This is a genomic window from Vibrio sp. Y29_XK_CS5, assembly GCF_024181835.1.
GTDB lineage: Bacteria > Pseudomonadota > Gammaproteobacteria > Enterobacterales > Vibrionaceae > Vibrio > Vibrio harveyi.
The window spans coordinates 21465-39381 of sequence record NZ_JAMZAM010000004.1 but is presented as its reverse complement, the minus strand read 5'-3'; the positions used below and the strand labels follow the sequence as shown (position 1 = coordinate 39381).

The following is a 17917-nucleotide window of genomic DNA, read 5'->3' as shown; positions in this document are numbered from 1 at the left end:
TCAGCCCATACTAGGTGTTGATTGTGACGCTAATATTTCAGTTTTAAGTCATGGAGATGACCAGTGAGCAAGGTTCGTCATTTATTTTTTCCTTTAATAATCAGTGTGCTACTCAGTGCGTGCTCGTCAGGTCCAGATCCAGAAACACAAGTCAACGCCTCCCTGTCCGTCAATCAGCTGTTGTCCGACAATCAGGATTTGTACCAATTCTATAATGAGTGGGAAGGCACGCCTTATCGACTAGGTGGAACTAAAAAGTCAGGCATCGACTGTTCGGCTTTTGTTCAAAAAGCGTTTGTTGAGGCATACAAAATGTCGCTGCCGCGTACTACCCGCCAACAGTCTAAACAAGGTGTTGAAATGAGTTGGTCGGACGCCCAACAAGGTGATTTGGTATTTTTCAAAACCAAACGAAGCACATACCACGTGGGCATTTATCTTGGGAACAAACAGTTCATGCACGCTTCTACTTCAAAAGGCGTGATCATTTCGAGAATCGACAACCCATATTGGGCATCGAAATTTTGGCAAGTAAGAAGAGTTACAATGTAACTCTTCTTGAATTTGAATGACGCAAGAAGAAAATCAGTCGTAGGTCGCTACCGCGGTATCAAACAGGTTTTTAACTAATGCGATGTACTCATCCAAAAAGGCAATCTGCTCATTCGTCGCTTTCTTTGACCATACACCCGCAAGTACTTCACCCAAATCTTCAACGACCGCATCTGCCTCTTTTAGCAACTTAAAACGCACGCTTGAATGCAACTCTGGGTTTTGCTCGAATATCGCCATGATGTTCGATGCAACCATGTCAGTCACAACATCTTCAATGCTTTCTGATCCTGTGTCACCGATTTCAGACGTGAAAATATCTAAGTTAAGTGACAAGTGCTCAATTAGAGCGAGATATCCATCGGTTTCTACAACCACTGTTTTTCTCCGTTTAATGCAAGCCTTCGAAGCTGAAAGCGAAATAGTTTCAATAGTAAGACATGCCGAGAAAATTTCATTAACTTATTTCATATTAATGAGAGTTGACGCACTAACTGGATGGTTTTCAACCAATTGAGTTCGGTACTGTTCACCTTTCGAGCTGATGCTTTCAGCAGTTTGTGAGTTATTTATACAAGGCAGAGGCATTTACTTAAAATGACTAGGCGACAAGCCTCTCGTCGCGATTAAAACGCCTTTATCTCGAATAAAATTTAACTACAAAAGTTCAACAATCCCTAGTATCCCCTAGTCGTCTTCATGACTACAAGTTTGGTTTCGACCATTTTCTTTAGCGCGATATAACGCAGCATCGGCACTCTTAAGCCATTGTGTGTGGCTTTCGAAATACGATTTATACTCGCAAACGCCGATACTGATCGTGTAGTTAATCAAAAAGTCTTCAACTTTCACGATTTCTTGTTCAATTCGCTTTCTTAAACGTTCTGCAAAGTAACAAGCTTGCTCTTGATTAGTATGTGGCAGCAAAACCGTAAACTCTTCACCACCAAAACGACCACATACATCGCTGCTACGTGCCGTTTTACGTAACAAGCTTGAGGTACGACGAATCACTTCGTCCCCCGTGTGGTGTCCATAGGTATCGTTGACCTTTTTAAAATGGTCGATATCAAAGATCACTAACGAGCTCGCCCCTTCAATCACTTTAAGTTGCGCAAATTCGTCCTTCAGAGATTGTTCCCAAAAAGCCCGATTAAATAGACCAGTGAGACCATCTTTACGGCTGATTTCCGATAAGTGTTGGTTAGTTTCTCTCAAATGGATACGGTTACGCGCCGTTTCTGAAACATCATTAATCTGAATTGCAATATGGCTAATTTCACCTGACAACGAGCGCAATGGCGTAATCACAATGTCTTGGAACATCAAGTTGCTGCTGTTAGAAACCGGAGAAAAGTTGTTGAACTTGAAAAGGTATGGTCGGTTTTCCCAGCTAGAAAATGAACGTGTTTCTAAATCTGCTGATGTCTTGAGTTTTGTCTCTAACCACCTTCTCGGAAGATCTTCAAAATGGTCAAATAAACACTCTCCGAGAATGTTTTGTGACAAAATACCACTGTACGACTGCATAAAGCTGTTCCAAACGCAGACTTTATAGTCTTGGTCGAGGACAATAAGCCCAGAGTCCATGGTATCCAGAATTTGGGTAACCCAGTGAAAGTCTGCTATGTCCAGCGTGATTTCGGACATTAGATTAGCTCCATGATGTCATAGATGATGTCTACGGATGATTTATCTATCAAAAACAGAACTTCACACTCAAAATCGAGTGATTCTGCCATGTAGGTGTATTCAATGGTAAAGAGTTCACCAGATTCGTTTTTCTCTTCGCTGTAAGGGGTAATGTTCTCGATGATTCCTGGTTGGCGTAACGAAAACTGCTTGTCTAACTGGCTCCCAAGAGAAGTTAGGAATGAAGACACCAGTAAGTTCGATACATTAAGGATGATTTCGTTGTGTGGCGTGAATTCAAGTAAGTATCCGAGTCGTTCGCCGATTTGGTTGATATCTTTACCACGCAGACAAACCAACGCCTCTCCGTGTATACCTCCCCCTACGAACCTTTGTGCCACCGCAACTGAGCTGTCTCGCCCAATCACATCCACCAGCGTCATATGTAATTCACCGTAAGACAAAGGACCAACGTGAGGAACAGGCAATTGAATAAACTCACGTAGATGGTCCGCCATAATTGCAGCGCCCTTACCTAGTGCAATATTGGCAACTTCACGGAACTTTGCTAGCGGCGTAACTTCTAACGTATGTTGAGGTTCAATTTCAGTGTGAGCACTAACGGCATAATGAAGACCGAGCGTTTCATAGAGAGGAATAACCTGTTCTTCGGATAATGGTTTAGCAATGAAATCCATCGCCCCAAGATCTAAGCAGCGTTGTTTAGCCTCTTGCTGAACATCACCCGAAATGATGACAATTTTGGTTTGGTATTGACTAACAGGCAGGGACTCTAGTACTTCGAAGCCATCCATGACTGGCATGGTTAAATCGAGGAACAAAACGTCAATATTTTGTTCCGCTAGGATTTTCAATGCCTCGTGACCATCTTGGGCTTCGAGTAGGTGCAATGATGTATCTTGTACGATGGATCGGGTAATCAACTTTCGTGCGACCGCCGAGTCATCACAAATCAGTATTTTCATGCCACCAATGGAACTAAAGTCAAAAAAATAATAATACTAGCTGTGCTGTTTTAGCTCCATATGTTAAGCCGATAAATCATAGGGTTATAGGCGACGTGATTCACACTTATAAACATTTTCTACTATATGCGGAAGAATTATTGTCGAAGTTTGCTTAACTGCGCGTCAATGTTCCGCCGTTTATCCTAAACTATTGTTGGTCAAATAGATAAGCGAGGTTTTGTATGTGGCAAGCAATATCGCAACAGCTTTCTGATACCTTGATGTTCGAATATCAGATCACCGAGAAGGTAAAACTTTCCGGTGGAGACATCAGTGAAAGCTATATGATCAATGACGGAGAGCAGCGCTATTTCGTCAAAGTTAATGATCGGGATTTCTTAGCCAATTTTGAAGTAGAAGCAGAAAGCCTTCACCTATTGCGCGAAACCTCTACTCTATTTGTCCCAGAAGTCGTTTTGGTCGGTAAAACCAAAACGCACAGTTTTATCATCCTCAATTTCCTTCCCACTAAAACGCTTGAAGATAGCGATAACAGCTTTAAATTTGGTGAACAATTAGCGCGCCTGCATTTATGGGGTGAACAGAAAGAATTTGGCTTCGATACAGACAACTACATAGGCTCTACACTTCAGCCAAACCAATGGCATAAAAAGTGGTCAGTATTTTTCGCGGAGCAACGCATCGGGTGGCAGTTACAACTGCTTAAAGAGAAAGGCGTTTCTCTGGTAGACATCGATGACTTTATTGACGTCGTGAAACAGCTTCTCGCTAATCACTCCCCACAACCTTCCCTACTGCATGGTGATCTATGGAACGGCAATGTGGCGCTCACACCCGCTGGTCCTATTTGTTATGACCCTTCTTGTTATTGGGGAGATCGAGAATGTGACCTTGCTATGACCGAGCTATTTGGGGGTTTTCAACCTGAATTTTATCAAGGATATGAATCAGTTGCGCCACTTCCGTTCGGTTATCAAGAACGCAAAGACATTTACAATCTTTATCACATCTTGAATCATTGCAACCTATTCGGCGGGCATTATCTTGAGCAAGCGCAATCGATAATTAAGAAGATAATTTCCTATTGATTTGGAAGGGAAAGATCATTACTGAGTGTAAATTTTCGACGCACATCACCCTAGATAATGACCTCAAGTCCAACGTTGGGTTTGGGGTCAACTTTTGTACTTATTTCGACTCAATTAGCAACCATAGCGCCTAATATTCTAAGTAACTCGGCTTACGTTGTATCTCTAACCCTAAGAGGCAAGCGAGTAACTAAGGGCTGTATTTTCTAAACAACAAAGTATTAAAAGCCCTGCAATACTAGGAGTTTATGTATGCAAAATTACACTGAAAGACATGTGAAATGTCCCCATTGTGGGCACTCAATCGGCATCACCCTCGATGCAAGTAACGGTAACCAAGAGTTCTATGATGACTGTCCGGCTTGTTGTCATGCCATTCACCTCAACATGAAAGTTGATGAATTGCAGCAGAAAGTTGAATTGTTCATCGACGACAATTACGAGTAATTACGCAAATCCCCCCCAATCGAAATATGAAAAGGAGCCGCAAGTGCTCCTTTGTTATTTATGTCCGTTTATTTTGACTACCTCGATAAACCAAGCTCGCTATTTCTTACAGACTTAAAGCTGCTTCGCTGCTAATACACGCTCGACCGTATCAACAATCGCTTGTGTTTGTGGGTCAAATTCTACGTTGATCTTTTCACCGACTTGGCGACGCCCGAATAGGGTTCTCTCTAACGTTTCTGGAATTAAATGAACGGAGAAACGATTATCTTCGACTTCACCAATCGTGAGCGAACATCCGTCTAAACCAATGTACCCTTTCGCAAGTACGTATTTCATTGATTCCTGTGGTAGCGTAAACCAAATCGTGCGGTTGTTTGGTGTATCAATCACTTCAGCGATTTCTGCCATTAAGCTAATGTGCCCTGACATGCTATGACCGCCGATCTCATCACCAAACTTAGCAGCGCGCTCAATATTTACACTATCGCCTGCTGTCAATTCGCCAAGGTTGGTCAGCGCTAGCGTCGCTTGCATTAGGTCAAAGCTGATTTGCGATCCTTCAATTTTCGTTACTGTAAGGCAACAACCGTTGTGCGCAACAGAGGCACCAATTTCAAGACCTTCACTTAGCGCGCCTTCAAGTTCAACAACGTGAGTTTGAAAACGATCTTTCTTGTCGATATGAACGACTTTAGCCGTACCCTGAACGATTCCTGTAAACATACTTTTTACCTATTTTTTAGAAGCGACTGATAGCCAAGACAAACGTCCGCAGATGATTTTTATAATCGTCTATCAATTAACCAAAAATCCACATCTTGTGGGTATGGTATCTGAGCATACAATTGTTTATCATCTGCGCGGAGTTCCTTCGAGGCATTTTTTCACCTTATAGTGACTAAAATCAACCATCAGATCAGTTCATCACGTCTTTTGTCCTCAAGCGCTCTCTATCTTTTCAAATAATTTCTTTTACAACATATTGTTCCGCTCTGGAGTATTTCGTGCATCGCTATAAAGAAGAAGCATCGAGTCTTATCAAATTAGCAACCCCTGTGTTGATCGCTTCTGTCGCGCAAACAGGCATGGGCTTTGTGGATACCGTAATGGCTGGTGGCGTCAGCGCGACCGACATGGCGGCGGTATCTGTGGCAGCAAGTATTTGGCTTCCATCAATTCTGTTTGGTGTGGGCTTATTAATGGCGCTTGTACCAGTAGTCGCTCAGCTGAACGGCTCTGGTCGACGCGTTAAAATCCCATTTGAGATCCAACAAGGCATTGTCCTTGCGTTGCTTATCAGTATTCCTATTATCGGCGTACTATTCCAAACGCAGTTCATTCTTGGGTTTATGGACGTTGAAGCCGCTATGACAGAAAAGACGGTGGGTTACATTCATGCCGTGATCTTCGCTGTACCTGCATTCTTGTTGTTCCAAACCTTGCGTAGCTTTACTGACGGTATGTCTCTGACCAAGCCAGCGATGGTGATTGGTTTTATTGGCTTGATGCTGAATATCCCACTGAACTGGATTTTCGTTTACGGTAAATTCGGAGCGCCGGCACTAGGCGGCGTGGGCTGTGGTGTTGCTACGGCAATTGTGTACTGGGTTATGTTTGGCTTACTGCTTCTATATGTGACGACGTCTGCTCGACTAAAAAGCATCAACCTGTTTGGTGAGTTCCATAAGCCTCAACTAAAAGCACAGATTCGCTTGTTCAAACTGGGTTTTCCAGTTGCTGCGGCGTTATTCTTTGAAGTTACCCTGTTTGCTGTGGTTGCGCTTTTAGTCTCGCCACTAGGTTCGATCATTGTTGCCGCGCACCAAGTCGCAATTAACTTCTCTTCGCTGGTATTTATGTTGCCAATGAGCGTGGGTGCTGCAGTAAGTATTCGCGTTGGTCACCGTTTGGGTGAAGAAAACGTCGATGGTGCTCGTGTTGCCTCTCGCGTAGGTGTCATGGTGGGTCTTGCGCTTGCGATGATGACAGCGATTCTAACTGTCATCTTCCGTGAACAAATTGCCCTGCTTTACACCAATAACCCAGAGGTAATTGAATTGGCGATGGTGCTATTGCTGTTTGCAGCAATCTACCAATGTACAGATGCGGTGCAAGTGATAGCGGCCGGTGCTCTGCGCGGCTACAAAGACATGCGTGCTATCTTCAATCGTACCTTTATCGCATACTGGTTGCTTGGTTTGCCAATCGGCTATGTGCTCGGACGTACAGATTGGATTGTGGAACCAATGGGCGCTCAAGGCTTCTGGTTAGGCTTTATCATTGGTCTTTCTTCAGCAGCGTTCCTATTGGGTATTCGTCTACGCTGGATGCACCGCCAAGATCCAGAAGTACAACTGAACTTCTCTCAGCAATAATTCGGACTTCAACGCCCCAAATATTAAAGCCAGCACTCGCTGGCTTTTTTGATCTCTCCCGCGTGTCACAAAGTATACTTATCTGAGTGATTAAAAAGGAAATGCTGTGAGAAGTTCACTTGTTGCTACGGCGCTTTTGCTAACGACAACCTTACTCGGTGGGTGTAATAAATGGTTTTACCCAGAGAAAGCTGTATTCGAAAAATACAATCAACGCCTGGCGAATGTGTTAGATGTATCAGAATCTCAACTAGAAGCCTCTCCTGCCGTTACCATTCCTGATAAAAGAGAGCTATTCCAAGAGCTCCCCCGCCTATCACTTGGTTTGCTAGAAAGCTACCAATTACGCCAATGTGGTCTGTTTAACTTGCTCGCAGAAAAGAACTCGCAACTGGGTAAGGTCCAAGATGCTTTTTATGACTTCGATTACCAAACGAGTTTGCTTAGAACGTTGAATGGCTGTTTGAGTGATTACCCTCTAAGTGATGAAGAAAGTGCAAAGCTTAACGGCTTGTACGATCAGAAATGGCATCATCTAACAATACACCTCGACAATATGCTGCTTACCAGCGATGCGATGCGCAAACAACTTACGGGCTCTGAATGGTTGCCGTTGGACAGTAAAGACCAAGTTGCCCATGTGCGAGACGCTTTCCTTGCGCTGGACGAGATGTATCAAACACCTTATCGAACCCTTTCGCGCTTACCCGACGTAACCATAGTGAATTATCAAGAAGAGATTGAAAAAACACGCCTTGTTGGTCGACTCTATTACACACTCATTGATGCGACCCAGTGGCTAGAACAAACCACGCAAATGCTTAAAGCAAACCAAGACAAAATAATTTGCGGTGCGAATCGTGATACCACGCAATTTCGTTACTTGAGGAACGTCTTTCAGTCCATTTATATCGCCGAAGTTCAACCATACATGGCGTTTGTCGATAGTACCTATCAGCAACTTGATGGTGGAATCAACTTAGTCGAACAGAGAATGGCGGCGCACGGTGCGAGTTACGGAATTGAAAATGCACATGAGCAGTTCAGACTTCAGACCATGGATCACGTGCAATTCTGGAAAAGTTTGTTCAAAAGATGTGGTGTTCAAGTTGGAAGCCAATAGAGCATCATCAATGAGGCACTCGCTCTCTTAAGAATCGCGCGAATCTTGGCTTACCGTTATGCGTATAACCGTTGTATCGGAAAGTAATCGTTGCCCCAATTCTTGGCGGGGATTTCCTCACGCCATCAGTAAAACCGCTGCCAATGTAAAACTCTGTGCCGTCAGCTAACCTTACCAGTACTGCCCCCATCATCCCTAACAATCGCCCTGTTCCTGGCTTATAACCGATGACCGTCGCTTCAGCATCCTCAAAGCGTTTAAGCTTGAGTAAATCACTGCCTCTTCCCGCCTGATAACGGCTTGATACCTTTCTCAACATCACACCTTCACCATCAGATTGCGAAATTTGGTCAAGTTGTTCGAACAAATGTTTCTCATCTTGAATCGCACGATGCTCAACATACTTAATATGAGGTGCGTCGATGGCAAATACCAAATCTTGAATGTTGTAGTAACGCTTCCTGTAGTCACCCGCCGAATAAGGCATATCAAACAACATAAAGTCGATACGTTGCCATGCACTTTCAATTGGGGTTTTATCTAACACGGTTTGTTGAACAAGGTGGAAGTTGCCCCGCCCGGCCCATAACTCCCCATCTAAGGGATAATCAGGCAAGACGCGAATAAACCAATCAGGTGCGTAAATACGATTTCCATTTCGTGTCACTAAATGTTGTCCCGTCCAGTAAGCACGAATGCCATCGAGCTTTTCACTATACCAATATTGGGAAACATCAATTCCATCTTGGTAGGAATCAGCGAGTGAAACAGGTGGTTGTAAATTTGGATCAGCATGAGGCTGGGCGGAAGCAATTACAGCGAGGGCAATCAATGTCATTCTTAATGGCATGTGGGAACCTTGTACAAAAAAGCATCTCTATTGAACCGTACTAAGCTCAAATACCCAACTTACATTTACCAATCTACGATCAAGAACAACACCAATAAGCAATTAAGTGCAATCTAACACATAAAGATCAGACAGATTTGGCACTTTCAAATGCTTGCCGCCTTTGTCTTTTTTGACTCTCAAAATGAGAAGAAAGCCATTCTCAAAATAAGAGCGTCTCAGTACCTCGATTAACCAACTGTTTATATTGATATTTTTTATTGGCACATTCTCTGCTCTATTCAAATCAGGACATAATGAGAACGGAGAATGGAACATGGAACTGCGCAAACAAGAAACTGCACCCAATACATTGATGGTTGAGTTTTTCGGTGACCTCGACGCCAAAGGTTGTCGTCAAGCCCAGCACCAAATAGATGAAGTGATCCACAGTGACGATCACAAGGAAGTGGAAATCAACCTGCAACACGTCCAATTTCTTGATTCTTCAGGGATTGGTGCCATTGTTTATTTATATAAGCGCCTAGTTGAACGTGAACGCAGTATGTGTATTGAAAATGTATCGGGACAACCATTAGAAATCATGAGCCTGTTGCGTATCAATCACGCTATCCCGGTCAATTCTAAAGGTCATTAATAAAAATACCGGTTAATACGGAGGTTGGCATGGTGAAACTTATACGACAAAGCGTGTTGTGCGGTCTCGTTGTCGGCATGTTTGGTTGCTCGACGTTCAACTACCCCGATCACGGTCAGGGTGGCATGGCGGAAAGCTACCAAGATATTTCTATCGAGAATTATCAGTTTTCACCAGTAATGCCAGACGAGCCTCTTGGACCTGAGCACGGTTTACGTTTTGATTGGCAACTAACCAAGCTGCATTTGGACGCGTTAATTCAGGAAGGTGCGCGCTGGTGTTTTCCTGCGGCCGTGGTACAGGCGCTTGAAAAACAAAACCGCATCGCACGTGAATTGGAAGGAGGATTGCTTCTTGATGCCGCCAATGACATCGTAATTCAACGCCGTCGCCTAAATCAGCTTGAGCAACAACTCGATTACGTTCTGTCACAAACCACGTGTAAACCGCCACAAGATATCGAAGCGCTACGTAGTGATCTCAATATCGTTGCTGACATCTATGACTTACTGAACGTAGACAATCAATTTGCTGTAGACTCAGCGGAAATCAACCCTAAATACATGGGGCATCTTGCTGAAGCGGCGTATATTCTCCGCGATCACCCTTCTTTGTCATTGGTTGTAACCGGACACGCAGACGCAACAGGCACACCAGAATACAACCAAAAGTTGGCACAAGCCCGAGCAGAGCAAGTGAAACGCTACCTCAACGTCTTCGGAATCACCTCAGATCGTGTGCAAACCAAATCTGTAGGAGAAACACTCCCCCTTTACGAAGGACAAACTCCTGCAGTTCGTTTGACGAATCGTCGCGTGAGTATTGAAGTTCTAAACGCTAAATCTGACACAAGCGCAGAGATGGGAGGCACACTATGAGAATCCTCAAAGCCATCACCACCCTACTAATGTTGTGTTTGATCACCTTTAATACAACGTGGGCAGCGGAAGATGATGTGGTTAAAGTCGGTGACTTGGTGCAAATTAACCTTCCAGGCGAAGCATCGCTGAACAAAGGCTTTCAAGTAGATAAACGTGGCCGCATTAATCTGCCAGAAATCGGTCCCGTTTTTGTTGCGGGTTACAACGAGACTCAACTTCAGAATGTCATCACCGACAACCTTAAAACTGTATTCCGCGATGTGAGCAACGCACGCGTGTTCATCAAACAGCAACAGCTTCTGATTTCAGTACAAGGCTACGTGGTTAAGCCGGGCGAATACACGCTTCCATCGGGCTCAAATATTCAGATGTTCCTCTATGAAGCTGGCGGTCTACGTGCCGGTGCTCAACTGGATAAAATCATCGTAAAACGTGGTAACAAGAGCATTGAGTTCGACTACAAACGCTTTCTCGACACGGGGGACGATTCAAAACTACCAGCCCTAGAATCATTAGACGTGCTCTTCGTCCCTGCCTCACCTTTGGTTGGTAATATCGAACAAGAATTCGATGCTGCGAAACTGGCAAACTCAGGTGACAGCGCTGATTCTGCTCGTGCGATTAAAGTCTTCGGTGAAGTAAACGCACCGGGCTCATTTACCTACAAACCTAACACGACCCTTGTTGATGTGGTCATGCGCGCCGGCGGCGTGACTCGTTATGCCAGTGTTGAGCAAATCCGTGTTATCACCAACAACACGCCTATTATGTTTAACCTTAAGCGCTACCTAGATACAGGTGACCAAAGCTTGTTGCCGGAGATCCTACCGGGAGCAACCATCTTTGTGCCAAAACAGGAAGAAGAGATCAAAGCCGGTGCGAACGTGGTTTATGTAATGGGTGAAGTAGCTCATCCTGGTGCCTACGAAGGCAAAAAAGGCGCGAGTTTCATGGACATCCTTGCTAACGCAGGTGGTCCAACGCGTTTTGCTGAATCTCGCCAAATCCGCGTCATCAAAGCCGATGGCGGCGTAATCAATTTCGATTTAACAGCTCATACCGAAGGGTTGTCGAATCAGAGAGTGCCCGCAGTTGGACCGGGTGACGCTATCTTCGTCCCTGAAAAAACCGACATGAACGAAAAGTCATGGTTAAAGGTTGCACCAAGTCGTGCGGTCGCTGTAATGGGTGAAGTCGTTCGCCCGGGTCGTATCGAATGGTCAGACGAAATGGACTTGATCGATTTGATTGCTCATGTAGGCGGCCCGACTCGCCGTGCGGACACCAGTAAGATTGAAATCTCTAACAACGGTAAAGTGACCAAGTTTGATTTGGATAAATACATTCTACAAGGCTCGCCACATTCTAAGCTACCAAGTGTATCAGCGGGCACAGTGGTTCGTGTTCATGCGCTACCAGACGATCCATCAGACAACAAATCACAATGGGTCAGCCAAAGCTCTGACGCATCGATTTACGTGTTCGGTCAGATCAACGCACCGGGTCGTTACCGCTTTACGACTGAAATGCATTTCTTAGATATTCTTTCTGCGGCAGATGGTCCAACCAAAGACGCCGATATTCACAACATCCGAGTGACACATCGTGGTTTGGGTTATGCCAAAGTAAGCAAACTCAACCTGTCGCTTTACTTTGAAACTGGTGATGAGTCGATTCTGCCAGATGTGCGCCCCGGCGATACCATCTACATTCCAGAAAAAGACAAGAACTGGCTAGATCGCTCTAAAGAGTCCACAGTTCGCGTACTGGGTGAAGTACACGCACCAGGTCGTTATGTCTTCAATGACAACATGACCATTCTCGATCTGCTTGCTGAAGCTGGTGGACCAAGTGACAGCGCTTACGTTGAGAAGATCAGTGTGGTGAACATGTCTTGCTGCCAAGGTCAGGCACGCGTGTTTAACTTGGTTGAATTCAGCAAAACCGCCAATATTTACAACCTGCCTGTAATTCGTGCGGGTGACACGATTTACGTTCCGCATAAAGACGAAAGCTTTGCTGAAAAAGCCCGTGCTGGCTTGCGTGACTTGCTACAAATCACCACCACCATAGTGTTAATAGGAGCGCTGTAATGACAATTCCTGCAACACATGCTGAGATTGAGCAAATCTACCTTCAAAGTGAACTCAAGGGCTACAAATCTATCGGTGTGGTTGCATGCCAATCTGAAGACGGGGTAACGTCGGTCGCATCTGCACTGGCAGAACGTTTGATTTTAGCGGGTCATAAAACACTTTATGTCGATTTAAATCTGTTTAAGCCAGCCTATCGTACTGTGCACGCATTTGATGAAGAGACCGAGGGTGTCGGACAACTTATCGCTCGTGAAGAAGACCATCAAACACTTGTTGGTCTGCCTGTACCTTCTATGGCAAGCACGCAACTCACCTACCGAGACCCAGCCATGCTGACAAAAGCAATAGAGGCTTGGCTTGAGCAATACGACCGAGTGGTCATAGATACCTCACCACTATTGAGTATGAACCGCAGTAATATCCCAGCTCAAGTGGTGGCAGGAGTCTGTGATACTTGCGTATTGGTTGCCAGTTACGGCTCCACAACGACAAGCCAAATAGACCAAGCTAAAGCACTGTTAGAAGCAAGTAATGCCAACCTTTTAGGTGCGGTTCTCAACATGAAGCACAACGCGGGTTTAAAGGACGAACTGATTCGTCAGGTGAAGAAACTGCGCTTTTTGCCAGAGAAGCTGAAAGCGAAAATATCTCAACAAATAAAGAACAGCGAATTATTTACTCTATAGGGAGCGCGCACCATGAATACTCAAACTGACACCACGTTGGAGCAAGAGTTAGTCGACGAATTAATTCTTCAACAAATGATCAAAGATACCTGTGCGGAAATCATGCCCACGTTAATCGATCACTACATTGAGGAATCACGCGAGCGGGTCGAAAAAATCCAGCAAGCGCTTAATGAGCAAGACAAAGAAATTATGGAGTTTGAAGTCCACACGCTTGGTAGCTCAGCACTCGCCCTCGGAAACCGGACTCTATCGCGTCACGCTCGTACCATCGAAAAACACTGTGTCGAAGGCGACATAAAACGCGCATTTGAACTTTGCCAGTCATTACCTGCGCTTGCAGAGCAATCTTTTATTGCGCTAACCCAAAGAAAAGAACAAGGTTTCGAAGACTGAAAGTAAAAATAAGTAATTTAATTGACTAAAAAATATAGAACTTTCTGCAATCCTCACTGCATATGCTAATACTTAAATATAAAGATTCTCAAAATGAGAATCGAAAAGAAGCCATCAGCTTGAGGTAAGAAAAACAAATTCATCATTACTGCATGAACCTCAAGCCGACTTAACGCATTAAAACAACGAATTGAAGAAAGTTGGGAAAGGATTATGAGACCAAGGGTGTTACTGGTAGAAGACTCTACTTCACTAGCCATACTTTATAAGCAGTATGTCAAGGATGAGCCTTACGATATCTTCCATGTAGAAACGGGGCGTGAGGCGATTCAATTTATTGAGCGCAGCAAACCACAGCTCATTATTCTCGATCTAAAGCTTCCTGACATGTCAGGCGAAGACGTATTGGATTGGATCAATGAAAACGAGATCCCGACCTCCGTTATCATTGCAACCGCACACGGCAGTGTTAACCTTGCCGTCAATCTCATCCAAAAAGGTGCTGAAGACTTTCTAGAGAAGCCCATCAACGCAGACCGCCTAAAAACTTCCGTTGCTTTACATTTAAAACGCGCGAAGTTAGAAAATCTCGTCGAGAACATTCAATCAACCTTCGATCGTCACAACTACCATGGTTTCATTGGCTCTAGCCTTCCAATGCAAGCGGTATACAAAACCATTGACGCCGTGGCTCCTACCTCTGCTAGCGTATTCATCGTCGGTGAGAGTGGTACAGGTAAAGAAGTGTGTGCTGAAGCTATTCATCAGCAGAGCGATCGCAGAGACAAACCCTTTATCGCCATCAACTGCGGTGCCATTCCCCGAGATCTAATGGAAAGTGAAATCTTCGGTCATGTCAAAGGGGCATTTACCGGTGCAACCACAGACCGTAAAGGTGCCGCAACGCTTGCTCATGGCGGTACCCTGTTCCTCGACGAATTGTGCGAGATGGAATTAGAAATGCAGAAAAAGTTACTGCGTTTTCTACAAACCGGAACCTACACACCACTTGGTGCGACTAGAGAAATGAAAGTGGATGTACGTATTATCTGCGCAACCAACCGAGACCCATTAACCGAAGTGGAAGAAGGTCGTTTCCGTGAAGACTTATATTATCGTGTGCACGTTGTCCCCATCGATATGCCCCCACTTCGTGAACGTGGTAGTGACATTGTCACGCTAGCTAAGCATTTCTTAACCACATACGCGAAGCAGGATAAGAAGAAGTTCCGCAATATCGATAGCGAAGCCCAACATGTGATTAAGCACTACGACTGGCCAGGCAACGTGCGCCAACTGCAAAACATCATTCGCAACATTGTCGTGTTGAATGACGATGACAAAGTGACGCTCGCACACCTACCCGCTCAACTGACTCGCAAACCGTCAAAAACTCGCACTGTCACCCCACCTCATGTTGAAAGTGCTCAAGTAGCCAACGTAAATCCAGTCACCGCTGCAACGCCAATGCAAGCACAACCATTAGAAAGTGCGCCTGTAGAAACATCCGTGCAACCAGAGTTCTCCTCAACTATGGTTACGAACGAAGCGCCTCCAGCAAGCCCTGCGGCGCAAGTGTCATCACCTTACTTCAATTCCGATGGCACCATTCGTCCAATGTGGAAAGTTGAGCGAGAGGCGATTCAAAACGCCATTGCGTATTGTGATGGTAACGTGCTTAACGCGGCGGTGATGTTGGAGCTTAGCCCTTCCACTGTGTATCGCAAAAAACAAGCGTGGGAAGCGGATGAAGCTAATCTCGAACAATCTTGAGATCCCAGTTATCGGCGAAGTTTGGACACTGCTAGATAGCCGCATTTATGGTGGTATTGAAAGCCATGTAGTCGAACTCGCCACTGGGTTGCAGTCCTTTCATGTTAACGTACGAGTTGTGTTGGTGGTGGAATACGATCCACCAGCACCACTTATCGACAAATTAAACCAAGCTCAAATCCCTGTGAGCTATTTATGGCACCTGTGCCCAAAGTCAGAACGGTCAAAAACCATTCCAGTCAAACAAATCACTGGCGCGGTGGCTGAGCATCAACCCAGCGTTATTCACACCCATGGATACAAAGCTGCACTGTTAGCTAGAAGCGCAAAGCTATTCACTCGCACTTTTCCCCGTTTAATTTCCACCTACCACGCCGGTGAAACACCAACGGGCAAAGTTTGGGTGTATGACTGGCTGGACCGATATTCCGCACGACTCTCTGATCATAGCTTTGCGGTGAGTCAGGCTATTCAAGACAAGCTCCCCACTCAATCAGAATTGCTCAATAACTTTGTCACGATTCCCGAACAGCATTGTCGCTACAAAGAAATCGCATTTGTTGGTCGTCTAAGCTATGAGAAAGGCGCAGACCGTTTCATAGATATTGCCCGCCTAATTCCTGATAACGAGTTCTCTATTTATGGTGACGGACCAGAAAAACCGAGACTCGTAGAAAGCGCACCTACCAACGTGATATTTCACGGTCATCAGAGTGACATGGATGCCGTTTGGCGCAATATCAGCGTTCTCGTCATTTCATCGCGCTATGAGGGCTTGCCAATGGCGGCGTTAGAAGCGATGGCCCGAGGTATCGTTGTGATCAGTCTTGACGTTGGTCGCCTTCCTGACCTCATCGAAGATGGTCAAAATGGCTTCCTCGCTTATGATATTCCCGCACTAACCGACAAACTTAATCACTGGTTGGGAATGAGCCATAGCGAACAATACCCAATGCGTCACAAAGCGATTGAGACCATCAAAAATCACTATTCCTCCCGCAACATCATTCCTATTCTGATTGAACGCTACCAAATTGAGAATCATACTTGATGCATATCCATTCTCAAATTGAGAAGTTTCGCGCTAAGTTTTCACCTATGTATCACTTTCCATTCAAAAACAAATAGTTAAACTAATGGCATATTTTGGCATCTCGGTTGCAATAGCTAATTCAAACAGATTGGCTAACCGAGGTAACGACGATGACTACTCCAAAACGCATTCTTTACGTTCATTATGGTGATAACTGGATTCGCGGTAGCGAAGTCGTATTGCTTGACCTCATCACAAACATTGACCACGACCAGTACCAACCGATTGTTTGGTCAAACTGCGAACCTTTGATTGAGAAATGCCAATCTCTAGGCATCAAAGCGGAACATTCAAACTTCAGCCTTGTTGGAGGTTGGAACACGCCTCGCTGGGACATCAGCGGTTGGAACGATTTGATCAAACAAGGCACGGCATTGATCGAAAAGCACAACATTGACCTTGTCCATGTAAACAGTGGTGGTCCGTGCCAATGGATGTGCCTAGCCGCTCGTATGAACCACATCCCTTTGGTGACGCAACTACACTGCCACTACACTTTGCGTGACCGCTTCTCATTGGGTCTGCACCTTTCTCCAAAATTGATTTGCGTGAGTAAAGACGTGGGTCACGAGATTCTCAAAGATGGTTACCCAGAAGAACACCTTCATGTCGTTCATAACGGTGTGTCATTGGAGAGTCACGATGCCCCCATCAATGTTAAAGATCGTCTGGGTATTCCCCAGCAAGCGTTCACCTTTATTTCGGTTGGATCTCTCATTAAACGCAAAGGCTTTGACCGCTTAATCCAGGCTATGCGTATGCACAACTACCATCAACATAATCCACATTTGGTGATTGTTGGTGATGGTGAAGATCGTGTCGCGTTGAAGCAGTTAGCCATAGATTTGGGTGTGGAGGATCGTGTGCATTTTGTTGGTGAACAACATAACGCCGGAGACTGGATGAAAGGTAACGTAGATGCCTTCATCAGTGGCGCTTACGAAGAGGCGTTTGGTCTTGTTCTTGGTGAGGCGGCACTAGCAAAGCTACCAATCATCGCACCAAAAACAGGTGGCATCCCGGAATTGTTTGAGCACAACCACAGTGCCTTATTGTTCGCCAATCACGGTATGGCGAGTCTGTTAAATGCAATTCAGCAGATGATTCAAGATGCGCCACTACGCAATAAGTTAGCGGAGAATGCGCATCAACACGCGAATCAGCATCTGACGGTTTCTGCCTCAGTCAAAGCGATTGAAGATATTTACCGCAATGAGCTCTTGCAGAGAGAACCAACACCAATGCCCGTCACCCACTGCATGAAACCCATTTCGCGCTGGTTAAACATCAACTAAG

Annotated in this window: 18 protein-coding genes; 13 read left to right on the top strand and 5 right to left on the bottom strand. The window is 45.1% G+C overall.

The window, feature by feature from the left end; translation table 11 throughout:
• The first annotated feature begins 63 nt into the window (after nt 1-63).
• A complete protein-coding gene (locus NL647_RS16500; RefSeq protein WP_017817422.1) occupies nt 64-552 on the top strand; it encodes an NlpC/P60 family protein in 489 nt (162 codons plus the stop codon).
• A 33-nt stretch (nt 553-585) separates the two neighbouring features.
• Here NL647_RS16500 and NL647_RS16495 read toward each other — a convergent pair whose 3' ends face one another.
• From NL647_RS16495 to NL647_RS16485, 3 genes are all read right to left on the bottom strand, one after another.
• Entirely contained in the window at nt 586-930 is a 345-nt protein-coding gene (locus NL647_RS16495; protein WP_005445842.1) for a DUF3802 family protein, read from the bottom strand.
• A 309-nt stretch (nt 931-1239) separates the two neighbouring features.
• The gene (locus NL647_RS16490; RefSeq protein WP_005445843.1) at nt 1240-2202 is read right to left on the bottom strand and encodes a sensor domain-containing diguanylate cyclase; all 963 of its coding nucleotides are present in this window, start codon (nt 2200-2202) and stop codon (nt 1240-1242) included.
• A complete protein-coding gene (locus NL647_RS16485) occupies nt 2202-3170 on the bottom strand; it encodes a response regulator (RefSeq protein WP_009697765.1) in 969 nt (322 codons plus the stop codon). The genes NL647_RS16490 and NL647_RS16485 overlap by 1 nt, the downstream gene beginning before the upstream one ends.
• A 224-nt stretch (nt 3171-3394) precedes the next feature.
• Here NL647_RS16485 and NL647_RS16480 point away from each other — a divergent pair, with 224 nt between their 5' ends.
• Both NL647_RS16480 and NL647_RS16475 read left to right on the top strand, forming a co-directional pair.
• A complete protein-coding gene (locus NL647_RS16480; RefSeq protein ID WP_017190145.1) occupies nt 3395-4261 on the top strand; it encodes a fructosamine kinase family protein in 867 nt (288 codons plus the stop codon).
• A gap of 252 nt (nt 4262-4513) precedes the next feature.
• Nucleotides 4514-4708 carry a CPXCG motif-containing cysteine-rich protein gene (locus tag NL647_RS16475; RefSeq protein ID WP_005427574.1) on the top strand — a complete coding sequence of 65 codons (195 nt, stop codon included), beginning with the start codon at nt 4514-4516 and terminating at the stop codon, nt 4706-4708.
• Between the two features lie 114 nt (nt 4709-4822).
• Here NL647_RS16475 and NL647_RS16470 read toward each other — a convergent pair whose 3' ends face one another.
• Entirely contained in the window at nt 4823-5434 is a 612-nt protein-coding gene (locus NL647_RS16470) for a riboflavin synthase (protein WP_005445847.1), read from the bottom strand.
• Nucleotides 5435-5715: 281 nt separating this feature from the next.
• On the opposite strand from NL647_RS16470, the gene NL647_RS16465 reads away from it, so the two are divergent.
• Nucleotides 5716-7086 carry an MATE family efflux transporter gene (locus NL647_RS16465; RefSeq protein WP_005445850.1) on the top strand — a complete coding sequence of 457 codons (1371 nt, stop codon included), beginning with the start codon at nt 5716-5718 and terminating at the stop codon, nt 7084-7086.
• A gap of 106 nt (nt 7087-7192) precedes the next feature.
• Nucleotides 7193-8209, top strand: a complete 1017-nt coding sequence (locus tag NL647_RS16460) for a DUF3080 domain-containing protein (protein ID WP_253650414.1) — start codon at nt 7193-7195, stop codon at nt 8207-8209.
• A gap of 7 nt (nt 8210-8216) precedes the next feature.
• Here the strand turns inward: NL647_RS16460 and NL647_RS16455 are convergent, their stop codons facing one another.
• Nucleotides 8217-9059, bottom strand: coding sequence for a DNA ligase (locus tag NL647_RS16455; RefSeq protein ID WP_253650413.1), 843 nt, complete (start codon nt 9057-9059; stop codon nt 8217-8219).
• A 316-nt stretch (nt 9060-9375) separates the two neighbouring features.
• Here NL647_RS16455 and NL647_RS16450 point away from each other — a divergent pair, with 316 nt between their 5' ends.
• The 8 genes from NL647_RS16450 (at nt 9376) to NL647_RS16415 (ending at nt 17916) form a co-directional block, all read left to right on the top strand.
• Nucleotides 9376-9696: an STAS domain-containing protein gene (locus NL647_RS16450; RefSeq protein WP_005445863.1), complete on the top strand. Its 321-nt coding sequence runs from the start codon at nt 9376-9378 to the stop codon at nt 9694-9696.
• A 29-nt stretch (nt 9697-9725) separates the two neighbouring features.
• On the top strand, nt 9726-10574 hold the full coding sequence (locus tag NL647_RS16445; RefSeq protein WP_005445864.1) for an OmpA family protein: 849 nt from the start codon (nt 9726-9728) through the stop codon (nt 10572-10574).
• Complete coding sequence (locus tag NL647_RS16440; RefSeq protein WP_253650412.1) at nt 10571-12670, top strand: SLBB domain-containing protein; 2100 nt, start codon at nt 10571-10573, stop codon at nt 12668-12670. The genes NL647_RS16445 and NL647_RS16440 overlap by 4 nt, the downstream gene beginning before the upstream one ends.
• Complete coding sequence (locus NL647_RS16435) at nt 12670-13359, top strand: AAA family ATPase (protein ID WP_017817416.1); 690 nt, start codon at nt 12670-12672, stop codon at nt 13357-13359. The genes NL647_RS16440 and NL647_RS16435 overlap by 1 nt, the downstream gene beginning before the upstream one ends.
• 12 nt (nt 13360-13371) lie before the next feature.
• On the top strand, nt 13372-13755 hold the full coding sequence (locus NL647_RS16430; RefSeq protein WP_009697758.1) for an Hpt domain-containing protein: 384 nt from the start codon (nt 13372-13374) through the stop codon (nt 13753-13755).
• 213 nt (nt 13756-13968) lie between these two features.
• Nucleotides 13969-15528 (top strand): sigma-54 dependent transcriptional regulator, encoded by a 1560-nt coding sequence (locus tag NL647_RS16425; RefSeq protein ID WP_253650411.1) that lies wholly within the window; start codon nt 13969-13971, stop codon nt 15526-15528.
• Entirely contained in the window at nt 15503-16579 is a 1077-nt protein-coding gene (locus NL647_RS16420) for a glycosyltransferase family 4 protein (RefSeq protein WP_253650410.1), read from the top strand. The genes NL647_RS16425 and NL647_RS16420 overlap by 26 nt, the downstream gene beginning before the upstream one ends.
• Before the next feature lie 152 nt (nt 16580-16731).
• Complete coding sequence (locus tag NL647_RS16415) at nt 16732-17916, top strand: glycosyltransferase (protein WP_253650409.1); 1185 nt, start codon at nt 16732-16734, stop codon at nt 17914-17916.
• Nucleotide 17917 lies beyond the last annotated feature (1 nt).